19 protein-coding genes are annotated in these 26,718 nt (G+C 32.9%); 10 read left to right on the top strand and 9 right to left on the bottom strand.

Going from position 1 to position 26,718, the window contains the following annotated elements:
* The first annotated feature begins 60 nt into the window (after positions 1 to 60).
* From ACWVCY_RS08095 to ACWVCY_RS08070, 6 genes are all read left to right on the top strand, one after another.
* Entirely contained in the window at positions 61 to 456 is a 396-nt protein-coding gene (locus tag ACWVCY_RS08095) for a hypothetical protein (RefSeq protein WP_455141896.1), read from the top strand.
* Between the two features lie 248 nt (positions 457 to 704).
* Complete coding sequence (locus ACWVCY_RS08090) at positions 705 to 1,025, top strand: hypothetical protein (RefSeq protein ID WP_455141895.1); 321 nt, start codon at positions 705 to 707, stop codon at positions 1,023 to 1,025.
* Between the two features lie 265 nt (positions 1,026 to 1,290).
* Positions 1,291 to 1,629: a hypothetical protein gene (locus tag ACWVCY_RS08085; protein ID WP_455141893.1), complete on the top strand. Its 339-nt coding sequence runs from the start codon at positions 1,291 to 1,293 to the stop codon at positions 1,627 to 1,629.
* The gene (locus ACWVCY_RS08080) at positions 1,626 to 2,735 is read left to right on the top strand and encodes a type II glyceraldehyde-3-phosphate dehydrogenase (protein WP_455141891.1); all 1,110 of its coding nucleotides are present in this window, start codon (positions 1,626 to 1,628) and stop codon (positions 2,733 to 2,735) included. The genes ACWVCY_RS08085 and ACWVCY_RS08080 overlap by 4 nt, the downstream gene beginning before the upstream one ends.
* 185 nt (positions 2,736 to 2,920) lie before the next feature.
* Complete coding sequence (locus ACWVCY_RS08075; RefSeq protein WP_455141889.1) at positions 2,921 to 3,649, top strand: hypothetical protein; 729 nt, start codon at positions 2,921 to 2,923, stop codon at positions 3,647 to 3,649.
* A gap of 135 nt (positions 3,650 to 3,784) precedes the next feature.
* Positions 3,785 to 4,480: a hypothetical protein gene (locus ACWVCY_RS08070; RefSeq protein WP_455141887.1), complete on the top strand. Its 696-nt coding sequence runs from the start codon at positions 3,785 to 3,787 to the stop codon at positions 4,478 to 4,480.
* 60 nt (positions 4,481 to 4,540) lie between these two features.
* Here the strand turns inward: ACWVCY_RS08070 and ACWVCY_RS08065 are convergent, their stop codons facing one another.
* Positions 4,541 to 5,092, bottom strand: coding sequence for a GTP-binding protein (locus ACWVCY_RS08065; RefSeq protein ID WP_455141885.1), 552 nt, complete (start codon positions 5,090 to 5,092; stop codon positions 4,541 to 4,543).
* A 269-nt stretch (positions 5,093 to 5,361) separates the two neighbouring features.
* Positions 5,362 to 6,282: a hypothetical protein gene (locus ACWVCY_RS08060; RefSeq protein ID WP_455141883.1), complete on the bottom strand. Its 921-nt coding sequence runs from the start codon at positions 6,280 to 6,282 to the stop codon at positions 5,362 to 5,364.
* 220 nt (positions 6,283 to 6,502) lie between these two features.
* Here ACWVCY_RS08060 and ACWVCY_RS08055 point away from each other — a divergent pair, with 220 nt between their 5' ends.
* Positions 6,503 to 7,090 carry a hypothetical protein gene (locus tag ACWVCY_RS08055; RefSeq protein ID WP_455141881.1) on the top strand — a complete coding sequence of 196 codons (588 nt, stop codon included), beginning with the start codon at positions 6,503 to 6,505 and terminating at the stop codon, positions 7,088 to 7,090.
* A 9-nt stretch (positions 7,091 to 7,099) separates the two neighbouring features.
* Here ACWVCY_RS08055 and ACWVCY_RS08050 read toward each other — a convergent pair whose 3' ends face one another.
* Positions 7,100 to 7,384, bottom strand: coding sequence for an acylphosphatase (locus tag ACWVCY_RS08050; protein ID WP_455141879.1), 285 nt, complete (start codon positions 7,382 to 7,384; stop codon positions 7,100 to 7,102).
* A 35-nt stretch (positions 7,385 to 7,419) separates the two neighbouring features.
* Positions 7,420 to 8,487, bottom strand: a complete 1,068-nt coding sequence (locus ACWVCY_RS08045) for an inositol-3-phosphate synthase (protein ID WP_455141877.1) — start codon at positions 8,485 to 8,487, stop codon at positions 7,420 to 7,422.
* 369 nt (positions 8,488 to 8,856) lie between these two features.
* On the opposite strand from ACWVCY_RS08045, the gene ACWVCY_RS08040 reads away from it, so the two are divergent.
* Entirely contained in the window at positions 8,857 to 9,579 is a 723-nt protein-coding gene (locus ACWVCY_RS08040) for a hypothetical protein (protein ID WP_455141875.1), read from the top strand.
* A 649-nt stretch (positions 9,580 to 10,228) separates the two neighbouring features.
* Here ACWVCY_RS08040 and ACWVCY_RS08035 read toward each other — a convergent pair.
* The 4 genes from ACWVCY_RS08035 to ACWVCY_RS08020 all read right to left on the bottom strand — a co-directional run bounded on the left by ACWVCY_RS08035 (position 10,229) and on the right by ACWVCY_RS08020 (position 22,300).
* Positions 10,229 to 16,045 (bottom strand): MG2 domain-containing protein, encoded by a 5,817-nt coding sequence (locus tag ACWVCY_RS08035; RefSeq protein ID WP_455141873.1) that lies wholly within the window; start codon positions 16,043 to 16,045, stop codon positions 10,229 to 10,231.
* Between the two features lie 244 nt (positions 16,046 to 16,289).
* Positions 16,290 to 18,878 (bottom strand): DNA polymerase domain-containing protein, encoded by a 2,589-nt coding sequence (locus tag ACWVCY_RS08030; protein ID WP_455141871.1) that lies wholly within the window; start codon positions 18,876 to 18,878, stop codon positions 16,290 to 16,292.
* A 55-nt stretch (positions 18,879 to 18,933) separates the two neighbouring features.
* The gene (locus ACWVCY_RS08025; RefSeq protein ID WP_455141869.1) at positions 18,934 to 20,886 is read right to left on the bottom strand and encodes an MFS transporter; all 1,953 of its coding nucleotides are present in this window, start codon (positions 20,884 to 20,886) and stop codon (positions 18,934 to 18,936) included.
* Positions 20,887 to 21,292: 406 nt separating this feature from the next.
* Positions 21,293 to 22,300, bottom strand: a complete 1,008-nt coding sequence (locus ACWVCY_RS08020) for a hypothetical protein (protein WP_455141867.1) — start codon at positions 22,298 to 22,300, stop codon at positions 21,293 to 21,295.
* Between the two features lie 712 nt (positions 22,301 to 23,012).
* On the opposite strand from ACWVCY_RS08020, the gene ACWVCY_RS08015 reads away from it, so the two are divergent.
* Together ACWVCY_RS08015 and ACWVCY_RS08010 are read left to right on the top strand one after the other, a co-directional pair.
* Complete coding sequence (locus ACWVCY_RS08015; RefSeq protein ID WP_455141865.1) at positions 23,013 to 24,155, top strand: actin, cytoplasmic 2; 1,143 nt, start codon at positions 23,013 to 23,015, stop codon at positions 24,153 to 24,155.
* A 215-nt stretch (positions 24,156 to 24,370) separates the two neighbouring features.
* Positions 24,371 to 25,891, top strand: a complete 1,521-nt coding sequence (locus ACWVCY_RS08010) for a hypothetical protein (RefSeq protein ID WP_455141863.1) — start codon at positions 24,371 to 24,373, stop codon at positions 25,889 to 25,891.
* A 20-nt stretch (positions 25,892 to 25,911) separates the two neighbouring features.
* Here ACWVCY_RS08010 and ACWVCY_RS08005 read toward each other — a convergent pair whose 3' ends face one another.
* A complete protein-coding gene (locus ACWVCY_RS08005; RefSeq protein ID WP_455141861.1) occupies positions 25,912 to 26,631 on the bottom strand; it encodes a hypothetical protein in 720 nt (239 codons plus the stop codon).
* Positions 26,632 to 26,718: the final 87 nt, after the last annotated feature.

Raw genomic sequence — 26,718 nt, 5'->3', positions numbered from 1 at the left:
ATCTTGTCCATGTAAATCTTTTAGAAGATTCTGAGAATATAAACATGCCAAGATTTAAAGATTAAAGAAAGAATTTTGTGGGAGGATGATTATTGGTTAATAGTTGTTGTATATGCGCCTGAAGCAGATGGAGAAATAAGAATAATACCAAAACGTCATGTGGCGTCTTTATATGAGCTAAATGACTCTGAAATTGATTCTCTAGCAGCAGCATTAATTTTTAGTAATACAATACAAACAAAGTTTATTAAGAAATGGGGAAAAGAATATTTTCTCCATTTAGATAGAAATATCCTTTTTCGTCAGCTACCTTGGCAAACAAACAATGATTTTCATTTCTTTATTGATATTGTACCAATTCAACAGATCGGAGGTGCAGAAAGATCAGATGATCATAAAATATCTCAAGTCACCCCTGAGGAAATTACTGCAAAAATGAGGTCTTTTATTAACTGATTTGAAATATTAACTTCAGCTTATCACTCAAGATTAAATCTTCTAATATTTAAAGAAAAAGAGAAAAAAAACACCTGTAGAAAGGCTTAAAAACTGATACCCATATTAAATATATGGGTTTATCTAATCTTTAGATAATTTGTTTTAAGAACAAAGAAATCGATTTACTCTAGTTAAAGAAAAAAAGTTGACACAAACGATAATATCCTTTCATGTTTCCCTTTAAAAAGAAAAAAGAAGTGAGAATAGTGATTCATATGCAATTAAATAATGATCAACAACGAATTTTAAGCGCTCTTGATAAGCCATCTCAATTTATTGCTGGTAATGACAATGGTATACCAGGTATTCCTTATAACAAAATTATGAAAGATGCTGATATGAGCTTAGAGAAAACTCTGTTATCGCTTGGTTATTTAGAATCACTTGGACTAGTCAAGCATGAATGCGCTATTGTAAGAGAAAAAATCGATTATCTTGGACAGACAGAAGTAGAGATTGCAGGGCAAAAGCTGATTCGTATGTTTTCACTCACCCCTGAAGGCCAAATAGTTCTTAAAAAGTTATAAAACTTTTATTTTAATTCAATCTTGCTTATATCATAAATTTTAATATTTCATTACATGATAATTCATTTTCTATCCTTCTCTCTTCTTCAAAGGATTCTCTAAGAATAGATTCTACTATTTAAATAAAACCCGTATGAAAAACCCATACCAATATTTTTTTAATTGTAAGCAATTATAATTCTTAGAAATAATTAATCAATTTACAGAAAAAAGAACTGTTATGAATCTTAAATTCTATTATTAATTATGAAGAGTTGGTGAAATAATGAACAAACTCAATCGTGATCAACAACGAGTTATTTTAGCACTTGGTAATCCTAAAGAATTTTTCAAGGGTCATCATTCAGTAGAGGCTATTAGAGGAGTTCCTTATGAAAAGATCATGGAAAAATCAGATTTGTCTCTTGAAAAAACCTTGCTAAGTTTAGGTTGGTTGGAAGCATGTGGATTGGTTGCACATGATATGGCTGTTGTTCGGAGATCATTGGATTATTTGGGACAAACTAATATTGAGATTGCTGGTCAATCAATAGTTCGAATGTTTTATTTAACCGAAGAAGGAGAAAAAGCATTTAGGGAGTTATCAAAAGGAGAAGAAAAATGATGACCAAAAATGCAAAAATTGGTATCATTGGATATGGAATTATAGGTAAAAGAGTGGCAGATGCCGTAGCTGCTCAATCTGATATGAAGCTCATTGGAGTTGCAGATATAATTTCAGATGTTCGATTACAAATTGCTCAGAAACGCAATTATCCTATTTATTGTAGTGTTCCTGATTTTGAACCCCGGATGAGAGAAGCAGGATTTGAAGTAGTTGGCTATCTCGATGACTTATTAGAAGAAGTTGATCTTGTAGTTGACTGTACTCCTTCTGGTGTCCCTGCAAAAAATCTTCCAGTGTATAATAAAGCAAAAGTAAAATGTATAGTTCAAGGTGGGGAAAAACATTCTCTTACTGGAAGGAGTTTTAGCACTTTTGGAAACTACAAATCACATTTAGGAGTTAATCTGACACGTTTAGTTTCTTGTAATACTACTGCTTTAACACGAATCATTTCCACTTTAGAACAGGCTTATGGGGTATTAGATTCGTTTGTGGCTTTAGCTAGAAGAGCGGGAGATCCTTCTAGAACAAACCGTGGGCCCATAAATGCGATAACACCCGTACTTGGAGTATCTCATCACGGCCCTGATCTTATTACTGTCATGCCGAAAATGAACGACCGTATTCACTCGCTCGCAATTGCAGGTAGTTGGACTTTGTCTCATGTTCATATGCTGAAGGTAACTCTTGAAAATGAGGCATCAAGGGAAGATATTATAAATTTATTTAAAAAAACACCCCGAATTTTAATTGAAGAAGGTAAAAACGGATTATTTGATTCTGCTCAACTTGTGGAGTATTTTAGAGACTTGGGTCGTCCAAGATATGATCGACCAGAGGTTTTTATCTGGGAAGAAACTTTAACAATGGATTCTCATAATAATGTGTATATGATATATGATGTCCATATGGAGAGTATTCCTATTCCTGAAAACGTTGATTGTATCCGAGCGATGTTAGAGATGGAAACTAATGCCATGAAATGTGTAGAAACTACCGATAAAGCTTTAAAAATATATAAAGAAGGATCATATTCTGGAACTCTATATGGTGGAGAGGATTATGGAGATCCAGTCCCAATAATTGAAGAAGGAGACAATTAAACCTAGTTCTTCATTCTAACTTCCTTCTATTCTTTATCTTTGACTTTTACCTTTAATATCTGAATTTTAATTTTCTTTTTCTCTGATTTTAGAAATATTAAACTTATTTTATTTCGTCATCTTTTAATAGCTTTTAAGTATAGTTTTACATATTTATAGCAAATATTTGACAGGTTGAGTTTTTATTGAGAGATATTCCTGAAGTAAAAAAATTAATTTCAGAACTCCTAGAAGATGAAAGTATAGCTCAAAGTATAGTTTCTACAATAGATGGATCACCTATTTATGGCTTAAAAAGAGGGGGAAAAGAGATTAAAGAAGAATTACATATAATTCCAGCTGCTATAACCAGTGCTCTTGCTATATCACATAACTTTCTAGAAACAACTCTCAATGACAAAGTAAAAGAATATGTTGTTTTTCAAAAAGATTGTATTATTGTAGCTACTAAAGCTTCTGATGTAGTTCTAATAACAACCATCAATCCGCCCCGATCTTCCTTTGAAAAACGGCCTACTATTGATATTATAATTGAAAGACTAAGAGAAATAACTGCAAAGCTCGATGCTATTGTTAAGACCCTTGATATTGAAGATACAATGATAGAAAAGATTCAACGAGCAATCCCAGAAGCTACCTCAATTCTTCTTTTATCAACGGCAGGAGTCCCTTTAAGCTCTTTATCGAGCTTGGATATTGACTCAGCACAGCTAGCAGCTGTTTCTTCAGCCATCAGTTTACCAACACGTATGTTAGGCCAAGAAGCACAAAGCATAGCAGTAACAGGTAAGAACCACTTGATGTTATTGTACTGTTTGGATAATGAAAGAATTTTAATGGTTTCTTTAACTCCAAAACTGAGTATTGAGTCCTATCTTACCACAATTGCACGTTTAGTTGAGCGTAAGGAATAACAAGAGCTGTTTTCTTCAACGAAGTATATTTAGATATTTAGAATTTATTGACTGTAATTATCAAATTAGATGATATTCTATATCTCCAAGACTTATTTATCTTCTTAGTTTGATTAAAAACAATGAGGAATAGAAATGGATATCGCTCATGCATTAAAGGAAGCAAAAACATTAATAGTAGAAAAAAAAGTTGAACGAGCAACAGATATACTTAATAATGCATTAAATGCACTTAAAACACAACCCCCTTCTGATTTATCACAAAATGAACTGCTATTAATTGAGGGCGAGATACAAGAGGCTTTAGGAGATACAAAATCCGCAATGGGAAAAGATCAAGAAGCTCTGAGTCATCTATTAATGGCTATGACCCAATTAGAAACTTATGAATCTCAAGCAGGTATTGCTCCTAATGAACAACTCTTTAGAGTATTCAGAAAATTATCTGATGCCTTTAATCGTATTGGGCAACAATTTGAAGCTGAAAAATATCTGAGAAAAGCTGGAGAAACAAAATCAGGAATTTTGAAGACCGAAATAGCTAAACGATTGAGACAAGCAGGTTATAAAATTGCAGAAAATATCAAAGCAGTTGAAACAGAGGCCTCTCCTGTTGATATTATGGCAGAAAAAGGTGGCTTGTTAAAAAAGAATCGAATTGCTATTTGGTTTGCAATGGATGAATCTGAAGTTGACACAATCGCTTTTATTACAAAAGGTTATGCAAAATATGCTAAAGATCGGTATATCCTCCTTTTAATGGGACAAGCAACATTCCCGACTTTAGAAGGTGCTCGGATTGTTCACTCAATTGATGATATCAAATTTTAAAATATTAAAAAAGAATTCTTTATTCATTCAAGAGAATAAAGAATAAAGAGAAAAAGAATATTAGCGTGCTTGTTGAGCTTCAACATAGTCTAAATAAACATTTCCAAGCATATCAAAGGCTGCTGACACATTTAATCCAGTTTTTGCTGAAGTAGGCATATATCGAACGGGAAAACCCTGGGCTTCTGTCTTATTTGACAAGTTGGCGGCAAATTCCTCTGCCTGACTATCAGTGACATGATTTGGGAATTGTTCACGCAGATCAACCTTATTACCAAGCAGAACGACTGGTATCAACCCTTTTCCATTATGTTTGAAGATTTCATCAAGCCAATTTTCTAAATTGGTAAATGTATCAGGGCGAGTGACGTCAAAGATTAATAAAGCACCCAAACATCCGTAATAATAAACACTCCTAACAGTACCAAATCGTGGTTGACCTGCCAGATCCCAGATTTGAAATTTAATGTTTTTTTCTCTAATTTGAGCTTCTTTCAAGGCGAAATCAGCGCCTATGGTCATCATGTAGTTACTACTGAATCCTTTGCCCAAATAACGTTCTCGTAATGCTGTTTTACCTACTGCCCCATCGCCTGCAAGGACAATTTTCATAAGGAAACTCATGATACAACCTCATTGTCTTTTCATATGATTTTGGTATTATTCCTTTATATATTAGAATTTCGGTCGTTCTTGCCGTATTATTTACTGATAATGAATTAGTACTAATAAATGTTATTAATCTTTATTGTAAGAATTATGTCTAATAAATGTTTACCATCCATTACTGAAGGAATGACTTTATCTAATTTAAATTTATCAAATATTCCATTAATATTCTCATTGTAAACTATCCTTTGGGTTGACTTTCTTCTCAGAGATTAGATTTGTTTGTGTACAAAAAGTGGATCCTCTTCCCATAATTCTAATGAAAGCTGAGTCCATCGAGTTTGAATCTTTCCCTGTTTCCGTGCAATCTCTGCTCCCATCCATATCCATTTTTTAGTAAGCAAGATAATTCGTGCTACACCCATGAATTCTAAAGGAGGAAGTGAAAGCAACTCGTTTAACAGAGAATTAATAACTCGTTCATCAATTCGTTCTTCTTGAACAATAAACCAGACTAATTCCCCTGTTTTTTCATCAATTCCTATAAGATCAATGGTCCCTGCAATAGGTGAAGGAATGATAGTGCTTAAAAAAGTGCATCCAAAAGCTTCATGATCAATGAGAGCCCTAAGTATAAGATCAACTCTTCTATTCTCTGCTCGTGTTATTAGGGAATTATGGATTGACCTAATTATAGCAGGTTTTCGTGCAAAAAGATCCCATAATAAACGCTTTTTATCAATTATTGCAACTGAAGGTCGATAAACGACATCTGCATGATACAAAAGGTCTACCAACTTCATTACAGTCAATTCTTCTAATTCGATGAGATCATTCACAAAATCTTTTTTTAAAATAACTTCTCCTATTGAATAAAACCATGTTCTTTTGATTTGCTCGACTGGTCTCTTATCAACAGATGTTCGACTTAATTGATAACCAAAAGCCAGTCCTAATTGATTTGCTCGTTCGACAGTCATCTCTGATATAACAGAACCGCATGAAGGACAGGAATATTCACCCTTAATACGTCCAAGTACGTCGTTACATAGATATTTTTGTTGACAAGTCCTACAATAGTATATAATATCTAATGCTTGAGTTAATACGTTTTTCTCACGGATTTTGCTCTTACATAAATGACATGGACCATCACAAACCACTCGAACGCCCCTTTGTGTCGTAATACTCATATGAAATCCCTAGGAGTTTTTACTTTGATTACTATATCTGAGTGAAACCAAACCGAATTTTATATTTAAGAAAATATCCTATTTGAAAAATTTAATGGTTCAAAAGAAAAAAGTTTAGAGTTAATTTTGGATATATTTTCACTGAAATCAAAAATTTTAGGGTGCTTAAAAATAAGAGTGTGAGAGGGATGAATGAAATTGAGATATTGAAGGAATGAAGATGAAGGACAAACAGGATTCAATTCAAGAATTTTTAGATTTAAATCATAAAATATGGATTGTGGAGTTTGATTCAACAGATTTTATCTCATCCCTCCCCCAAATATTGGAAATTCCAAGTAAAATATTCCGACAAAAAGCTATTGAATATTTATGGACATTCTTACAAAAATTCTTACAAAATTCAACAATTGCTTTCATTTTACGTTCGGATGATTCAACAAAGGACAATTTAGCTTCCCAAGTTGACCTAGCTCTAATTGGATATTGGAATAATAAATATTATGGCATCCCATTATGGATTATGCAGGATCTTCTTTTAGGGTTTGAAATTATTGAAGAAGAGAAATTTATTATATTGGATAAGGAATCTTTATTCTTTATTGATTCATCAAACGACTATAAAACTTCTTTTAATGATAATGAAACACTTATTATAGTTGAAGAAAATATCTTTAAGAAGCAAAAAATGTTTCTGGAAATAAATAATAAAAATATCTTAATCACAGAATATTTTAACGAAATAGATTTCTTTGAACGAATTGCTAGTACTGTGATTCCTGAAATCGATAATGATTTAGACCTGTGAGAATTGTTATTAAAAAGTAATTTTAAAATCCTGATATTCCCTTTTACTAATAGTATTCCCCCAAATTTCTTCTGTTCCTGTGATTTGAGAAGCAGGTGATCCTTCCTCCTTTGCCCAACGAGCTAATTTTAAAAGTGATTCTTCAGGTCCTTCAGCAAAAATTTCAACACGACCGTCCCGTCGATTTTTTACATATCCTGTTAAATCAGAAAGTTTTTGAGCATACTCACGGGTATAAACCCTAAAAAACACCCCATGCACACGACCTGAAACTAAAATCTTGACCGTTTTCATTGACTATAGCTCCAAATACAATTGTAGATTTTCAGTTAATCAGCTCTGTCCCCAGAGATAAATTCTTCGAATCTTTTAACAGCTTCTTGCTCACCAATATATACAGGGGGGTATTTAAATCCATAAGCAGAAACAGATAGTAATGGGCCGTCAATTCCACGATTTAATGCAATTTTTGTGGCTCGAATTACATTTACTAGCGTCCCTGCAGCATTAGGTCCATCAGTTGTTTTAATAGTTATATCAATTTTAAAGGGATGACCCAAAAAATAGCTACCATAAATCCAAAAATATCCTGTCCTTTCATTTTTAAGAAAATCAAGATAATCGGTAGTACCTGATGCAATATCATTATCTGTTAAATAAGGTAGTGTTCTTTTTATGCTATCTGTTTTGATTCGTCGTTTTTCCATTCTACGATCGTCGTGAAGTGTATTCATTCCTTCACTTCCACCCGAAACATCCAGTTGATATGTATTGCGAATTTTTGCCCCAAATGAATTTAGCATTTCCAATAGTCCTTTGTGAATTCGTGTACCACCAAGTTGAGACTGTAAATCATCCCCTACTACTGGCAAATTTGCTTTCTTAAATTTTCTTACCCATTGATCATCAGAACAAATTCTAGTTGGTGCAGCTTCAATAAAGGCTAGATCAGATTTAATGGCAGCATTAGCATATGCAAATGTTGCTTCATTTGCTCCTGAAGGTAACAATGATACCATCATATCTGCATCAATTTCTTTAATTTCTTTTACGAGGTTTGAGTCAGGAATCGAAGAAATTTGAACAGTTTCAGCTAATAGATTTGAAATTCCATCAAGAACAGGTCCTTTTAGTACTTTAACACCTAGTTTCTTCTTAAAATCTACCAGACGAGGAGCTACATTAGGTTCAGCGAAAACTGCTTCTGAAAGGTCCTTCCCTACTTTCCCTTCAACTACATCAAATGCACCAACAACTTCAATGTCATTAATTCTCATTCCACCGACTTGTTCATATTTTAAACCAGTTGTCTCATGTTCAGAGTAATATTTCAATGACTGAACAAAGGAAGAAGCGGCATTTCCGATACCAACTAATATAACTCTTGCTTTCGTCATGTTTTTTGCATCCAAATAATATAATAAAATTCACTACAGAAAAAAGCGAATTAAGAAGTGATTAAGAACTTTTTTAGTTTACTTTTTAATCCTGCTTAATGAACATAAAAAATAATATTGTTAAAAATGATTAATTCTAAATGATTATAGCTATTTTATCAACGAAAATAAAAGCAAAACATTTATTTTAAAGATAAATTAATACTAATTAGAAAGAAAAGAATATATCAGGAATTGGGTTCTATTTTTAGCAAGTTTTTAAATTATATTCGGAGTATTTTGTTAGAATAGTTTAATAATATTGGAAGCAAAACTTCAAGTAGAAGCTGGTTCATGGTACATTAAACACAATGAGGAAGGACAACTCAAGTGGTCAGACTTTTCAAAAAGAAAACAGATGAAACAACACGTTCTTTCAAGTTTGAAGCTTCACTAAAACTTAAAGATTTATCTATGGAAGAATATGCTCACATCACTTATGCTTTTCAAGTTGCTATGCTCCGTTTTGAGAGAATGTTAAAAGAATCTCTCCTAGAAAGTTATATAACTTCAACAACATTGGAAAAAATATCCCAAGGCTTAAATTTGAATGAGATTAGAGAACTTAAAGTACCAGAAACTCCTACAATTGAGAAGGTATTCGGAGAAATCTCAGCTGCTAAACTCGCTCGTCATACTGAGCCTGTTCCTAAAGTAGTAACTAAAAAACTAGAAGAAGAAATTCCAGACATTCCAAAGGAGAAACCTCAGGTACATGTTTCTAAATCAGCACCAGTCATTTCAAGTCAAAGTCCTGAACTCAGCACTCCTCCAAAGATAAGCTTCTCTTTTCCCACAGTACCTGATAAATCCGAACCTGCCAACCTTCCTCAATCTGAGCCTGCTTCACTATCTCCCATAAAACCGGAGATCCCTTCAATTCCAAAAATTTCTTTTCCTAGTACAAGTAGTGGGAAACCAACCTCAAATCCCCTTGGAACAGTAGGACGACGTGAAGAAGATAGAGCCACAGGAATAGCAATCTTAAGAAAACAAATGTTAACCGAACTAAAGAAAATACGTTCCGTTGTATCTGAGACAGAGCAGCATTGATTGCTTAGTTCAAATCACAAGATTTAATTTAAACCATCAGTTATTTTCATTCTCTTAAATTCGTTAATATCATGATCTAAAATCAGATTACATATTTAAATCGATTTCTAATAATCTAATGTCTTTTTTATACGAAGTATACAAAAAAATTAATCCTATTTTAATAATCAATTATCCTTTTTTTATTGAGTACAAATATATTCATATCGTTAATTATTCTACTTAGTGTAAATTATACTAATTCTTTCTTAAATAGCCTAAAATTTGTTCCAATCTTAAAAAATATACCAGAGCTTTCTTTAATTTCCTAAAAATATAAAAAAAATATTATTTAATTCTTTTAAATCAGGGTAATTAAATTTAAATTATTTATTCAGCTTGAATTTTTTTAGATTCACCTTATATAAAATAAAACCCTAAAGTTTGTTTAATGCCGTATAAAGAAAGAAAATTGAAATTTGAGGTTAATTTTAGAATCAATACCTACGAAATTACCATATAAATCTGAAGGATTCAAATAAACATCATTTTGATCTTGGAAAAAAAAGAGTGAGAAATTCAGATATTAAAAATTTCATTTTTCAGCTATTTCTAACTTAAACGAGAAAATGGATTTACTTCCCAACCCCGAGAATAGTACTCCAAATTTTTAATATTTCTTATTTTTCTGAATGATTAACGAGACAGAAACTGCAATAATAGCTGAGATGGCTAATAATATCAATATTGAAAAAGTAGGGATGTAAAGATCCTTCAATTCAAGATATCTAGTAATCTCATCACTTACGAATACATTTCCGCTATTATCTATTAATTCAATGTATATCTCACTTTTTCCTTCATTTAGAGAGTAAATGATAGATTTCCATTTATTATTTTGGAAATTACATTCAGAAACAGTCCATTTATCTTGTTTAATAAAGACACGAGCACTTGAAATACCCCAATTGTCGAATGCTTTAATCGAAATGGAAAGTATAGGAATATTCTCTTTTAATTCCTCAGAAATTATTATATCTTCAAGAGTTGGATTTTGGAGATCTTTTTGAATGTCTCCAGTAGTTGGATCCAATTTTAGACGAGTGTCTCCTAAAATTGTGGGAGTACTCAAGACTTCCCAGCTGTCATACATGCTAGAAAGACGAGCAGGTTTAACTAATGACTGTCTAACATTGTATGCCACAATTCCATATTGAACTACTGTCTTTCCTTTATTTAATTCTGGAAAGAAGAATACTACACCAAACGAAGTTTGTTTGAATATTCCTTGGCTGGATTGAACAGTTGTAGGTTCAACTTGGAATCCAGATGGGAGAAAGTCTTCGAGCATAAGGTAATTCTGCGTATCCTGAGTATTTTCAATTGTTAAAGTGACCACTACCATATCACCCTTTTGGTAGGACGATATTTGAGAGTAATCTCTCTCTATAGACAATCCATTAGTATCATTAACTGTTTTTGAACTGAAAAAAACTTGGGGAATTTCTTTTGGTATTGAACCTTTATTTAATGATAACACACCTTCAGTAAACTCTTTGACATCTAGTAAAACTGGCCCATATCTTCGGGAGATTATTGCAGGGGAAAATATTTCCTGATCCTGATTAGATAATCTATATGAGATATCAAATCCAGGTATAAAGTATAACCCTGGAATAGAAGGAGCATTATAATTAAAGTTAATAGTGGTTGAATGAGCAAGGAATGAAATCGTTTGTGGTAGATTAGGAACAGGAACTATATCCCCAGCTATAGGTACAAGCTTTAGATCTACAGAATATATCTTTTCAGAGCTTGGAATAAGAGAAATTGGAATTACAACATCCTGACCTGATTGGGCTGTTATTGTTTCAGGTATTGTAATAATAGGTAACTTTCGAAGAATTTGTACACCTTGGAAATAATATGTAACATTTCCAATTCCACTCTTTAATAATTGGATAGTATTATTACCATTCTGGAATAAATCATCAAGTCGAAGGTAATAATTCGGTTGATTTCCAATCGAAAGGTCAATATTTTGAATTTCATTGCCATTTATAACTAAAGTAACTGTGACATCTTCATTGGAGCTTATACTACTCGATGTGATTGAGAGGATGCTTGAAATTGCTGCTGAAGTATCAGCTGTGTTTCCCCATCCATACCAATTTTGGTACTGAAGAATCCAACCTAATGCACCACGGATAATTGAAACTGATGCAGATAGATCCAATTTAACTAGAGCTTCGAGGGCTAGTGAAGTTACTTCAACATCACCACCCAAAGATCTCCACCAATAATTTTCTTCTGTAGCATAGGTCCAATAATAACCTTCGTTCGAGATTTTTACATTGTTTTTTAAGAAAGTAATTAACTGAGTCTCAAATCCTGTTGTACTATAACCTGTGGACGCTATATTTGTTAAATAAAGGCCTGCCAAGTAATTTGATTGCATTTGTCCTTGATTCCATGTATTTTGGATAAAACTAACCCCATTTTCGATGGTAGTAGAATAATCAGCAATTGAATCCCAATAAACAAAGGCACGAAGAACGAAAGCTGTATAAGATGCCTTGTCAATATTTCTCCAAGAATCTACAGTCCAGCTTCCATCATAATTTTGATGAATTTTTAGAAATTCCAGTGCTGCTTTAATAACAGTTAAGTCCAAATGAAAATCTGAATTATTTACAACTCCTAATCCATAAAGAACGATACTGGTCATATAAATTCGTGAAGTATCATCATGCCACCAACCCCATCCACCATCAGAATGCTGCTGGCTATAGAGACGAGAAATTCCAGATAAAATCATATCATTAATAAGCTCTTCAGTATCATTTGTTAATGATCCAGCTTCTCTTAAATATTGTAATATAAGTGCATTAGGAATTAATCGTGAGATCGTTTGTTCCGTACATCCATATGGGTATCCAATTAACCTCTCCCATGAAGAGAGAGCAATGGAACCAAGTCCAAGATCAAGTTGAAGGAATTCTTTTGAGGAAATTGTTTCTTCATATTTTGAATAAAAAAAGACAGGAGAAGAAGAAATGAATCCACTTTGTTGTACAATTTCTTGAACTCCATTTGGTGTTACTTCATGAGACTTTCGTATAGCATCAAAATGCAAAATGCCATCCAAAGTCGTTGTTTCAGCTGATATAGTGACATTATGATAACCTGGTTCATTTGCAAGACAAGCCCATCCAATAGATCCAAGAAAACCCCCAGGAAGCCTTAAAAGTTGTCTATCCTTACTTAAAACAATTATTCCTTCTCCCACCTCTATTTTGAGATTAATATCAAGGAGCTCATCTAGATAATTATAGACTATACCTCTAATAACGAAAATATCATCCTGAAGGACATATGGGTCTTTATCAATTTCAACGAAAAATGGCAAAAATGTGTTAAATGTATATTTCGCTAATTGACCGTTTCCAGATTGAGTTGTAGCTATGACTCGGACAGTCCATTCTCCAATATTATCAGGGAGAGTAATTGTTTCCGACCATTGACCACTAATTAAAACTATCTGAGGTTTCCAGTAAGCATTTTCTGGTAGATTATCACGAATTTCTTTTCGTGTTTTTGGAGTTTCTTGATCCTGAGTTTTTTCATCAGAACTAGTTGGTGGCATCATATAATCAATATCTGTATATTCAGGACCACCATACCAATATCCACCTCGAATTCCAAGAATATTATAATCCTCATACCACCAGAACCACCAATTTTGCTGGAGATTTTTCCAAGAGACAACAGTCCAAACAGCAGGCCAATATTCTTCTTGCTCAAAATGTGTAAGTTCACTTTCTGGATCTGCCTCTACACCATATACAGAACTATCTACAAAAGATACTGCAAGTATACTTGTTATCGGATTCCCTACAGAGTCTTTCACTGAAATAGTAATTTGAGCAGAGTCCCCAGGCTCATAAATTTGTTTTGAAGAATTTATATCTACAATTAGATTTGAATCAACCTTCACCTCTATATTAGAGGTTATAAGTAATCCATTTGAACTAACCCCGAATGCATCTACCCAAAATTTCGGAGCAAGTGGACCAAGATCAGATATATAAATATTAAATGTCAGAGCTCCATTTAATGAGATGAAATAAGTATTGACAATACCCCGTTTAACAAATTGAATCATTAATGGGGTTGAAAGAGATTGACTCAATTCTCCAGTTAAAGTCATTTTATCCCCTAAGGAATAATTTGATTTATCTGTTGTGAGATTTAAACTGTAAATGGAACCTACTGTAAATTCCACTGTTTTTACATAACGATAATATTGCCAAAAGCCCCAATATGTATCAAATTTTGTTTCTAGATAAATACGAATGTTGTATTTTCCTGTTGGAGCATATGAGGATAATTTAATGTTGATTGTTTCTCCACTCTTTGAAATTAACCTTGTTGTCATACCAATTAATTCATAATCTGCATCGTATATCCTAATTTTGACATTTCCACTAATCGCTCCTTGATCAACTCCATTAATCACTTTAAGAGATAACTCAACAACTTCTCCTGGATCAAAATTATTAGAATTTAATGAAGTGGCCACAATATTACGATCAAGTGTGAAATAAATAGTCGTCGTTCCCTTTCGTCCATCTTCAGCATCAACTTCGATTAATCCCACATAACGTGTAAAGAATTTAGTTATACTTTGTGGAATTTGGAAAGTAATTATTCCTTGTCCTGAACTATCAGTACGACCTGTTAAAGTCATCACTGAAGCATTTTGATTGTCTGATAAAATCCCAAAAAGTATCATTTTAATGGAAGCATCAGCAAGTGGAGTCCAGCTAGCCCAGTAAAAATCATGTGAAGTAAATTGGTAGGCTCCTAGATAAACACTTATGTTCTCATTAATTCTTGGGAACCAAGGATTAACATAAGCCCATGTATACACCTGGTTGGTAACAATTATCGTTGCAGTTCCTGACACTTTCCTCCCTACTGTATCTGTAACAGTAACATTGATAGGAATTGAATCTAATTCAGAACTTAAGGTTTTTGGGAGCGTATACTTAAATTTCCAATATCCTTCTATATCTGTTGTGCCTTGTAATGTTCCTAAGTTTCCAATTATAAGATTAATTGTTCCACCTGATACGGGACGCCCGAAATAGTACTGAGCAGAAATATTCCCTGTAATAGTCTGACCTGGAACTACATATTCTTTATCCAGTCCTATTAAAACTCTAAAAGCAGGTTTTTCATATTTATCAACACGAATTTGTAAAGAACCTATTGCATTATCTTTTTTAGCAATTAAGGTGTATAGTCCTAGTTCACTCTCAACATCAAGCGCAAATGATAGTGTAGTTATACCATATTTATTTGAGGAAACTTTTTTATGGAGCAAAATATGTTGACTAGGTGAAGTAATCTCAATTTCAAATTCAGTTTCAAGAGGATCTTTAGTAACTTTGTAATAATCATTTTTCCAGATTAAAAATCTAACTTTAATGGATTCACCAGGGAAATAAATAGGCTTATCTGTAGTTATTACAAACTCATAGGGTTGATACTCCCAATAACCATCCCATGTCCACATATAACCTCCTCGATAAATATCACGAGAGATGAAAGTTGTTTCCCCTTGATAGCTTGCAGAAAAGTTCAACATCATCCAATAATTCTGAGATAGGAATGTTGAAGGAACAAATTTAGGTTCTATAATCCCACGAACATCTGTAATCCCAGAAAAAACTTTTTCTTCTACATATTCATACTTTGAAGTGTTTGGATTATAGAAATATCGATTACCTGTTAATTCAACTTCAACACCAGACAGAGGGGAAAAGTCTGCAATGTCTAATATATATGCAACAGAATAATACATTTCTCCTTCAACAAACTGGTAAGGAGCTCTCCAGAAGATTCCAATGCTGGAAACAGAAAAAGCACGAGATGTCAAAAATGAATTGGATTGAGAACGAACAACAATTGTAAATCGTCCAGTCTGAGATGAAATAAAGGTAGAACTCCATATTCCTTGAAGATTGGTCGTAATATAATGTGTTTCAATAATACGTGAGGAATAATCATCATAATTATAATAATAAGAATAGTACCAATCCCAATATTCACCTTGAATGATCTCAACAATAAGATTAACTGAAACAGGAGTTGTCCCTTGAGTCGTTTGTAGAAGATAATTAACCGGATCATTTGGTACAACAACTGATTTTTCAAGATCAATGTTAACAATTAATTGATCATTTTCATCATTAACCTTAGTTGTTGGAAGGTAATTTGATGTATAGTTATTTTCAACAATAGGCCCTAAACGATATACAGATGATTCCTTTGCTAACGAATTTTCATCTATAGGATGGATCTCTGAATCCTCAAAGTTATAAACTTCATTGGATTCAAATTGATCTTTATGATTTTGATAAATTTCGGATTGTCCAATAATACCAGTTGTTTGAATCAAACTAAGTGACAATAAAGCCAAAATAATTATCCAATTTAATTTTAATTTCATATTCCTCACGCTTTTGGTAAGCTAACTTATAAAAAAATAATTCATTTTGATTTTATTATACCAAGCATTAGAACACTAAATGTTTGATGTTCTAAAAAGTAGAAGAAAGAAGAAATATTGGAAAAGTTCTCTAAGAATTTCATAAGAATTATTCTTTAGATGAAATATTAGCTAAAAATCATTTCTAAAAACAATTAAAGAATAAGAATTAATATTACAGGAAATTAGTCAATGGAATTATTAATGCATTACTTTTCACTTCGGCTTCACTAATATCAATCCCGAATCTATTACTAGCACCTAATATCTCTCTAATATAATGATTTCTATCAATTTTCTCTTTATTCTTTTGAACAAAATCGGGATGAAAAGCTCGTTGATATTGTGGAACGTTTTCAGAATGTTCAGTAATGATATAGGGGAATCCATCCCATTTTTTATATTCTTCTTCTGGGTCAAGCTTATTAATTTCACAATAATGTAAGAAAGCACCAGTAGCTTGTGTAACTGATCTATAGCTCTTGGGTGATCTTTTAACAGGGCCAAGGATCGTTAATTCAGGAATTAAACGCTCTTGAGGATCATTTAAAATTTTAAAACAAACTTTTAAAATAAGTCGTCTAGCATTAAGTAGTCTTTGATCAGAAAAGTCACGGAGTAGCGTTTCAAGAAGCAAACGTTGAGTTTTTCGAGCTAAAGGCGACCAATCCGATCTTACAGCCTCAAATCCTCTGATGACAACTTTATTGGTCAATAAAGATAAATAGGCATAAGCTTTCTTTCTTCCTTTCTTTAAAATAATTCTTAGGGCGATATCCTCTCTTTTAAGCTCTAGAAATTCTGGTAAGCGTGAGGAAAGAAATGTTTGATAGTCTTTAATCTCAGAATCAAGGAGCTGAATAAATTCCTCTCGATTTGTATTTTCTCGGAACAGAGAGGATAGATCTAGATTATCATCTTCAAATTCAACAAAAATGGAATCTGTATCACCATATCTAACATAAGCCTGATATGGGTGATTTACTGAAAATTCTGCGGTCCAATACTGAAGTTGATCACGTAATAAGGTTCGAGCTATTGCTGTGATGCTATTTGAAATTAGATAATGATAAAACCGGCCACGTGGATAGTTTGCTGCTCCAATTACTGAATTTGCCATTAATTTAAGAGATCGCTGTTGTTTTTGCTGTAATTGTATCTCTTTCTGATTAAATTTCGTTTTATTATTCTTTAATAAATTTATATTATTAATAAGTTGATATCTTGTCTTCAAAACACGATCCATTAATTCAGCGAGTGCCCCATAACGAGGAAGCTGTTTGAATCTCTCTATAGGAGATAATTTTTCGCTATTGGGAATTAGGGTTTCACCAGAAATATTGTGTTGTCTTACAATATTTGGATAAAGCGAAAGAAAGTCGAAAATAGCAACACAAAGAGCTTCATCAACTTCAGGATCTAAGACCCACCCTCCTAAATGTGGATGTTTCTTCTTTAGCTCAGTCCTTATTTTTAATTCAGAAGAATCAGGTACATTAGGAATTAACATGTTTCTTGTGTATAAAATTCGCATTAATTCAAGTTCTCCAATATTTCGATGTGTTGAAAGAAGACCTTCAGGCAGAGGGTATCCAGAGAGACGACATAACTCTATTAGGTCTGCAATCCCAAGCTCAGAAGTCAAACGGAAAGTTAGTAATGAATCTGTTAATGAATAATTGTAAAACACCTGGTATTTCTCTTTATCTCCTTTAATTGCCTCTCGCCATAATTCCCCCAATCTCATATCTGTTTCAACTTTACTTTCTCCTAAAACATGTTTAGCAATAGAATTTAATGTTTTTTTACCGCTGATGGGATGAATTCCCCACGTCTTGGGTAAGAGATCTACTAATGCTCTTCCCTTTAAACGATAACTATCAACTGGAATGTTTGATTTTAAAATATCAGCCTGAAGATCATCGAATATAGCGAGCTTGCCAAAATTTAGATTATATTTTTGAAACCGGGCTTTTAAGTATGGTATATCAAAATTTGTCCCATTAAATGATACTATAACGTCAGGACGAATTTTTAAAATTTTTTGTTGAAATGTTGTTAATAACTTCAATTCCTCTAAATCTGAATCAGCCTCAAGAATTATTACATAGGTCTGTATGTCAGCTGTTCCAATATACCCCCAAGCCAGTGAAATAGCAGTTACTCTTCGATTTTTTGCTGCAAATAGCTCTGTTATTGTTTCGCCCTCTTCAGCAACTTCAATATCAAATGCCATTACAAGAGGTTGATAATTAGATGATATATTTAATTGAGAAATATCGTTGATTGATGCTAGAACGATTATGTCCTCTTTTGTCTCCCTAAGAATAGTTCCAGAAGCCTTAATAGTGTGAAGGGCTTTTAATCCACGATCTATTAGGAGTCTTTTAGTAAATGGGATATCAGCTTCATAAATAGGAATACCTGATTGAAGAAATAGATTTCGTATTTTTGGTACTAAATATGGGACTCTACCTACCACTTTTATAAGGTTCTTTTGTACTCCTCCAAAATATTGCCTTTTTATACATTTTTCTAATTTTAAAATCCAATTAGAAGTTATCAGGTTATTTTTCTTTAATATTGATTTGACTTGCTCAATTGTAGCTTCAACGTAAAAATATGGAAAAAAATCTAGGATACGAACCTCAACTGTGCGTTCTGCCGAACGTCCCCATAAACGAAGGAGAGGAATTTGAATTCCATCTTCTTTGTTCATCTCATAGTCTAGATCTAAGAGAATAAATTCAATACTCCTTATCACTATCTTTTACACCGATAAATAAGATTGAATAACCAATATCCAAATTAACATTACTTTATGCATGATATTTTATACTTAAAATATTTATTACCTCGGCAGCATCTTCTGCTGAATCTGCAGCTTGTTCGATCATATTTACTACATCCTTAATAGCAGAAAAAACACCAAAATGCATTTGAGTTGCTGAAATATACAGTTGTCGATTCATAGCTTGATACAATAAGTCAAGGTCATGTTCTCTTGCCTGAACTGTGTGATAGATCCCTTCAACTGCATCTATTTTTATTTCCAAAACTTTCAAAACATCAACTGTTGATCGAACCATTGAACGTAAAGCAATTGCTGCATTATGAAGTTTTTCTTGAATTAAAGGGGGAATATCATTAATTGATAGCATTTGAATCCGAAATAATGCTCCTAAGGTCAATCCACCAACACGATCAAGTCGACGAGCAATTCGTAGAAAATTTTCAGAATCAGGTGTCTTATGTAAAGTTTTATAAGTTTCTACAACAATTTCTTGTAATTTACGATCAGCTATAATTTCTAATTCTTTAGCTTTCTGTGAATAACGAATTAGTCGGTATTGATAATCTTCATCACTTTCAACCAGTTGTTCTAAATATACCAACAAACCATTCGTTGATTGAACTATACATTCTTCAACTAATTCAGCATGTTCAAGACTAGATCGAAACTGTGACCAACCAGGATGTGTTTCCCGAGCTAGAATAATTATAAAACCACAAATGAATAAAATTACCCCAGAAACTAATATTGGAATTCTTATTACTATATTCAAGCTTAAACCTTCATCAAACCATAATTGGGCAACAAACCCCGCAAAAATCGGCCCCGTGAAATAACCTAAGTCTTTAAAAGATCTATAAAGACCAATTAGTCTGGGTTTATCCACATCAGATGCAATATCTGCAGATATTGTGGGTAAAATAGGGTAATAAAGCCCAATTGCAAATCCAGCTAATGCAATATTGAATAATAGGAAAATTGAAGGAAAATTAGCTAATGAGAAGATAATTAAAAGGAGAGCTTGAAGAATGAGACCAAAAATTACTGGAGTTTTCCGTCCAATCTTATCACTAATCCGACCAGCTAATGGCATTGTAATTGCCCAAAAAAATGTAAAGCTTGCAGTAATCACCCCTGTTTCTTCAAGTGATAACCCATAGCCATAGTATGAACTATTGAGGATTAATGGCAAGTACAAAACTATAATACTGTCTACCATTTTACTTGTGTGACCTGTTAATAGCGTTACAAACACAGTTGGTTTTTGAATTAAGGATCCAATACTTCTAGAAGGTTGAAAATCCTCAATAGGAGTTCTAAGCTTTTCAAATTCAACTTGAGTACTACTTTTTGTTATTGGTTTGATTGTCAATAATGCAAAACCCACAGCAAGTAGAGAAATTAATGCAGAAAATATGAATGAAGCACCAGTTGATCCTGATATCATAGAAATTGTACCAGAGGTTAAAGCACCAAAGGAATATCCACCATATACAGAGAGTTCCATTATTCCAAGCCATTGAGCTCTTCGTGATGGTTTGCTAATTTCAGTTAGATAAGTCATTGCAGCAGCATAAAGAATACCCTCACCTGTTCCTAAAAAGGAATTACCGAGGCTAATTATGATAAAACGTCCTTGGGTTAATAATAAAATAATAGAACCTAAAGCAAAACAGCTAGTACCAAGGATTACTACTTTATTGAGTCCAAGTTTATTTGTAATTTCTCCGGAGAATATACCTGCTGTACCCTTAAATAATCCAAAACTTGAAAGAGTAAACGCAATGCTAATCCAACCCCATCCAGTGAACCATTCGGCAACAGGAAGAGTTTGTTTCGTAAACGCGGAGAGAATTGTGCGTTGGACACCATAAGCAGAAGCAATAAAGAACACAATCATCAAAAGAAGGATTATAAGAAAATTACCAAAGGAATTCATCCCTTTTTCTTGATCATTTCCAATTTGTGACTCGTTCAAATATAACCCTCTAAATAATTATTCTTTTAATCTTTTTAATCCAGTAATACTTATATGAACCAATTTAGCAACTTAAAGTGTTATATTTAACTTTTATTAATAGAATTACATATCCCAATTTGAATTGACCCATAGTCACCGTGCATCCAAGCATCAAGGCTAATTTTTCAATTATCTCTAAGTATAACATCTCTAATAATTTCAATGGAATTTCTAACAAACAATTTTTTGTTTATTTTTGGAAAATTGACTTCAAATTGATGAAGAACCATTCTACATCGATAGAGGAAGATTAACAAAGTAAATAATCAATATTATGCTATAAAATAGATTGATAAAAAAAATATTAGATTTGAATGATAAAGGAATATCTTGCAAAAAATCGAAGGAAAGGAAAAAAATTAGCTTAAGAAACCGTTTCCTTTCCAGAAATATATTTTTTCCGTGAAACAAGGTCTAAAATACGAACTATAAAGAATGTACCTACAATTCCTACTCCAATACCAAACATAAGTAAGATAGTAAAAATAAATCCGATTCCGAGAGGACCTTGAAGTTGATCACCAGCTTCAGTTATTAATACAAAGATTCCTGCAAAGAATACCCAGACTCCTAGACCAAGAGTCATTGAAAGAACCTTTTTGTGAAAACCTAAATTTCTTGCATTTAAACGCTCATGTCCAATAATTAGACCACCTAAAAGGTCATTAAATCGGTTGTAGATTTGATTTAATGCATTATACAATTGACGTGGAATTTTAATGAGATATTTGATGAAATTCAATGCTTTAGAGAAAATTGTTCCTAATACCCCAGTTTCTGAAATAATTATCCAAATTATTGCTAACATAAATCCAATAATACCTATTCCAATGAAAAGCATCAAAGGATCATCAAAAATCTGTTTTATGAACCAGGAAATTCCTGCAAATATTACATCGAAAAATAAATCAAGAAGTCCAAATCTGTCTAATATTACGTTTCCTTGAGCATCCCTTGCGTCAATTCCTATAATCCAAAGAATGATCTCTAAGAAAAATCCTAGAATATCTCCAATAAGTGCAATTATTGAGGTTAATTCAATATTATCGAAAAAAGATCTGATTCCCTCCTGATCGGATAGGAAAACTAGAATTCCAAATAATATTCCACCAAAAAACCCAGAAAGGATGAAAAATCCTGGAATAGTTTCCATAAAATTTCGTTCATCAAGTTCAAGAGCTAAACTAGGATCTTTCTTACTTCTTATAAATCGGATACTACGTCCGAACATACGAAAGATCCATACATACGGATAGAAGATAACCTTAAAGATAAAAGTAATTAGTGACCAAATTCCACCGAATATAGCAGAAATATCCTCTTTTCCGAACCCATCACTAAGATCAAAGCGATTGCGTTTATCTGTTGACAATTAAATACCTCTCTTTTTTTTTTCTTAATTGACTGTTTATTAAATTTTTAATTAAAATTATGGATAAGATATACTCTTAGAGAACTCATATTCGATTTTAAATATTTTTTTATTCTGAAAAGATGTTAAGAATACCAGAAAGAGATAGCACCTTGGATAGAAATTTACTAAGTTCTAATCTTTTAATTATTGCTTTAATTATTATTTTTTATTTATTCAAGGTAATAATATTCTATTAATATCTTTTTTTTGAATAAGAACTTCCCCTTAAAATTAACTAAAAAAATAGTTCTAAAAAATTATATTAATTACTCCTAACTCTATAAAAATGGTCTGAATGAATAAAAGATTGATTATATTGGGGTTTAAGTGGAAGAACTTTTTCACATTTTTATCGCTGCTCTTCGCTTTATATTCATTAACATATTCTCAAAATCTCTAATTTAAGACTTTTAAACGCGCCTCTTAAACTTCAGCAAGACCTATTTTGTCGGGATTTACTGCCAAAATTATACTTTAAAGACAATTTTCAATCAAAAGGATATGTTTATAAAATAACTGAAGAATGTGCTACTTGCAATAAGGCTCTAGGAACTTCTCAGATATTATTTCGTTAAATTGACCGAAACGATATCTGAAGTTTATTTAAATAAATAAGCATATTTCAGAATTTTAAACAGCCTAATAAAAATATCAAATAAGTGAGAAAAAAATGTCAGTAGCAGAAGGAATTACCGGAAAACCCCTTGTTATCGATAATGGTACTGGACTGAGTAAGAATGGATATGCAGGCGAAGATCAACCACGTTCTGTCTTCCCTACCTTGATTGGTTATCCAAAATACCAATCAATTATGTCTGACGTAGATCATTACGTTCGTGAGTATTACGTAGGTGAAGAAGCAATGAACCTGCGGGGTGTACTTAAGCTCATCTATCCCATTGTTCACGGAGTCGTCACAGATTGGGATGCTATGGAAAAAATTTGGCATTACACCTTCCACAATGATTTACGAGTAAATCCAAGTGAACATCCAATACTTCTAACAGAAGCTCCTCTTAACCCAGGAAAAAACCGTGAAAAAATGGCAGAAATCCTGTTCGAAACTTTCAATGTCCCCGCAATGTATGTCTCAATGCAAGCAGTTCTCTCTCTCTATGCCTCTGGTCGAACAACGGGATTAGTTATTGATGCTGGTGATGGTGTCATTCATATCGTTCCTATTTATGAAGGATTCGCAATTTCCCATGCTATCAGTCGTATTGATATAGCTGGACGGGACATTACAGAGTATCTGCGAAGATTACTTCGCACCCGTGGGCGTGCATTAACGTCTTCTGCAGAACGAGAAATCGTTCGTGATATTAAAGAAAGACTATGTTATGTTGCTCTAGATCCAGAAAAAGAATTGAAATTAGCTGAAAAAGTCTCTGGTATGGAAAAGCAATACACACTCCCTGATGGTGAAACTCTTACCATTGGTCCAGAACGTTTCCTTGCCCCTGAAGCTTTCTTCAATCCCAGTGCAATCGGGAAAGAAGAAACTCCTTTGGATGAAGCAATCTATAAATCAGTTCAATTATGCGATATTGACCTTCGTAAAGAGCTCTATCAGAATATCGTCCTCTCTGGTGGAAGTACAATGTTCCCAGGTTTAAAGGAAAGATTACACAAAGAATTAACAGAGTTAGTTCCTGAAAATGTAGAGATAAGAATTGTTGCTCCTCCTGAACGACGATATTCGGTTTGGATCGGTGGATCAATTCTTTCGTCATTGAAAACTTTCCAGCGTCTATGGGTATCCCGAAAAGAGTATCAAGAACAAGGCCCTGGTGTCATTAAAAGGGCTATCTAAACCCTCCTCTCTTTTTTTTAACTTTTTTTCAATTTTTCTTATTCAGCCATAAATTCATTCAAGTATTCCTTATTCCTTTTTCAAGACAAGAACAATGGACACAAATTCTTACCTATGGACTTTTACATCAGAACATCTTTATAATCATGTTTTACGAGATTTTACTAAGTACATTCATTATTATTATTTATTTCTCTTGAAAGTTGGGCAGTATAATGAAATTTAAATATAATTCTATAATTAAGAATATCCTGTTGATTTTTATTTTCCTCTTATCAATTTTTCTACCTTTTTTAAATTTTAATTTTGCAATAAAGATAGTTCAAGCCGAGAATGAAATTTCATATCTACCTACATATCTTTTATCAACAAATATTAAAAATCTTCAGAGTAATGTTTATACATTAGAAGAAGAAGACATTTTTGGGGTTTGGGATTTTGTTAATAATGAAAACAAATATGTTACAGCAACATGCAAAGCTATCAATAGAGAATCTTATATATTTGTTGATAATGCAATTATTGTTGGGGCCAATTTAACTGAAATTGGGAGAATTATAGATGATATAATGATCCCTATTATGGATTCAAATTTTGCCCCTCCAACAGATAGAGACAATAATGGAAAAATTGTAATTCTTCTGACTAGAATTTCAGGTGGAGTAGGAGGATATTTTTCTTCATCTGATTATTGGAATTACGGAGAAATAGTATTTATTGATGCAGAACTAGGTATCAGTGACGATACACTAATTCACGAAATCCAGCATCTAGTTCATTATGGATTGGATTCAAATGAAATGCGTTGGTTTGATGAAGGATGTTCGCGGTTCTCTGAAATCTTATTAAGTCTAGCTTATGGGTACAATCATTCTTTTAGCTTGTATTATCCGCGGGGAACTTCATTACTCTATTGGGATTATGAAATTCCTGGGAACAACTATCAAGCATCTCAAACTTTTATTGCTTATCTCTATGATCAATATGGTTCAGCTAATCTTTCCGCAATATATCGTGCCTCTTCAGGTGGGGTAAATTTGCATAGTTCTGCAGCCATAATGGCTGTAGTAAGTCAGTACTCTCCCTCCTTAACTTTTGAACAATTATATATGAATTGGATCATAGCTAGTTCTATTGATTCTCGTTATTATGGTGATATTCGTGAATATTCATATAATTCATTCAATTGCATGCCAGACTATTATTCGTTCCCAGAGACTGGAGGATTCGCAAAAAAATATCCATATGAAGAAGTAAATCAAATCGATCCTTGGGCAACCAAAATTTACAATTTCCGTGATTTCCCTGATCCTAATCAAATCAATATTTCATTTAACGTTCCCAGTGGATCTCATGATCATCCTTTTGGAGTCAATATTATTAAAGAAACAATCTTTAACTTTACATACTCAGAATTTGATCTTGAATCATATTATTTTGATCCTACTAATATTTCTGAGGGCTTTTTCATTACATTAAACCAAACTGAAGAAGGATTCTCTCGCATTCTTCTTACTGTTAGTCATCTAGATGGTGGTTTAGGTGATTTCGCAAGTAATATACCAGTTTCAGATAAGAATGTTGAATATGAACTACAAGTGATAAGTCAAGCAGAAATTAATGATTCTTCAGATACCAAAACACTTACTACTCCCTCTAAGATTTCTCTTACAATTTCACTATTTACATATCTTATTATTGGAATTGGGATGACAATCTGGAGAAAAAAGAGATAACCCTTCCTTATCCTACACTATTAAGCGTCAATTAATTGAGTCAAAGTTTTACGATACATACCAACCAGTTCTTCTGAGAGTTCATTTTCAAGGATATAATTAATACGGGAAAGAACCTTCTGGATGCGATCGTGATCCCCTGCTTCGAGAATATTGTTTAATAATAGAATTAAAGTTTTCAATCTGACTTCTAGTAGCTTTTGTTCTTCTTTACTGAGCACATTTACGTGATAAGACTGAAGATAATTATCCACAACTCCACGAACTTTTTCACCAGCCATGTTAACATTTATTTTCTCAAGAAGAAGCCCATCCGCTGCCTCAGTAATATCTCCAAGTACTCCTCGCTTATTAAAAACTGGTTCTCCTCCATAAGCCTCAAAAAAGCGTTGAAAGATTCCTTGGATCTGTCTTAAGTCAATCCAAGCACTTTCCATAAGAAACGAAGGTATTAATAATGAAATAAGATTAATCATCTGACCTCCTCGATTTTTTTCTGAGACTTCATACAAAACAGTTGAAACAGAAAACATCTCATATTCTGGAAAAGGAATTGTAGCAAGCATTTTCGAGTAGGAAATATTAGTGGGTCGACTGGCAAAGACAGACATTCCTCTCAGTGAAACAGAAAACATAATTTCGTCAGATAAAGTCTCTGGTGTCCAAGCAATGGGAACAGCACCTTTATCTTCATCAAATTCAGTCCATAAAGCACCCATTAATATTTTATACGTTGTCATTCGTACATAACACACCATTGAAATGATGGACAGCTAAATTGCAATTCATATCCCATGAATTTATTTATAATAAAAGAACTTCGTTGA

This window comes from Candidatus Hodarchaeum mangrovi, from assembly GCF_975850365.1.
Note: the sequence above shows the minus strand (reverse complement) of the source record. Positions and strands in the feature narration are given on the sequence as shown.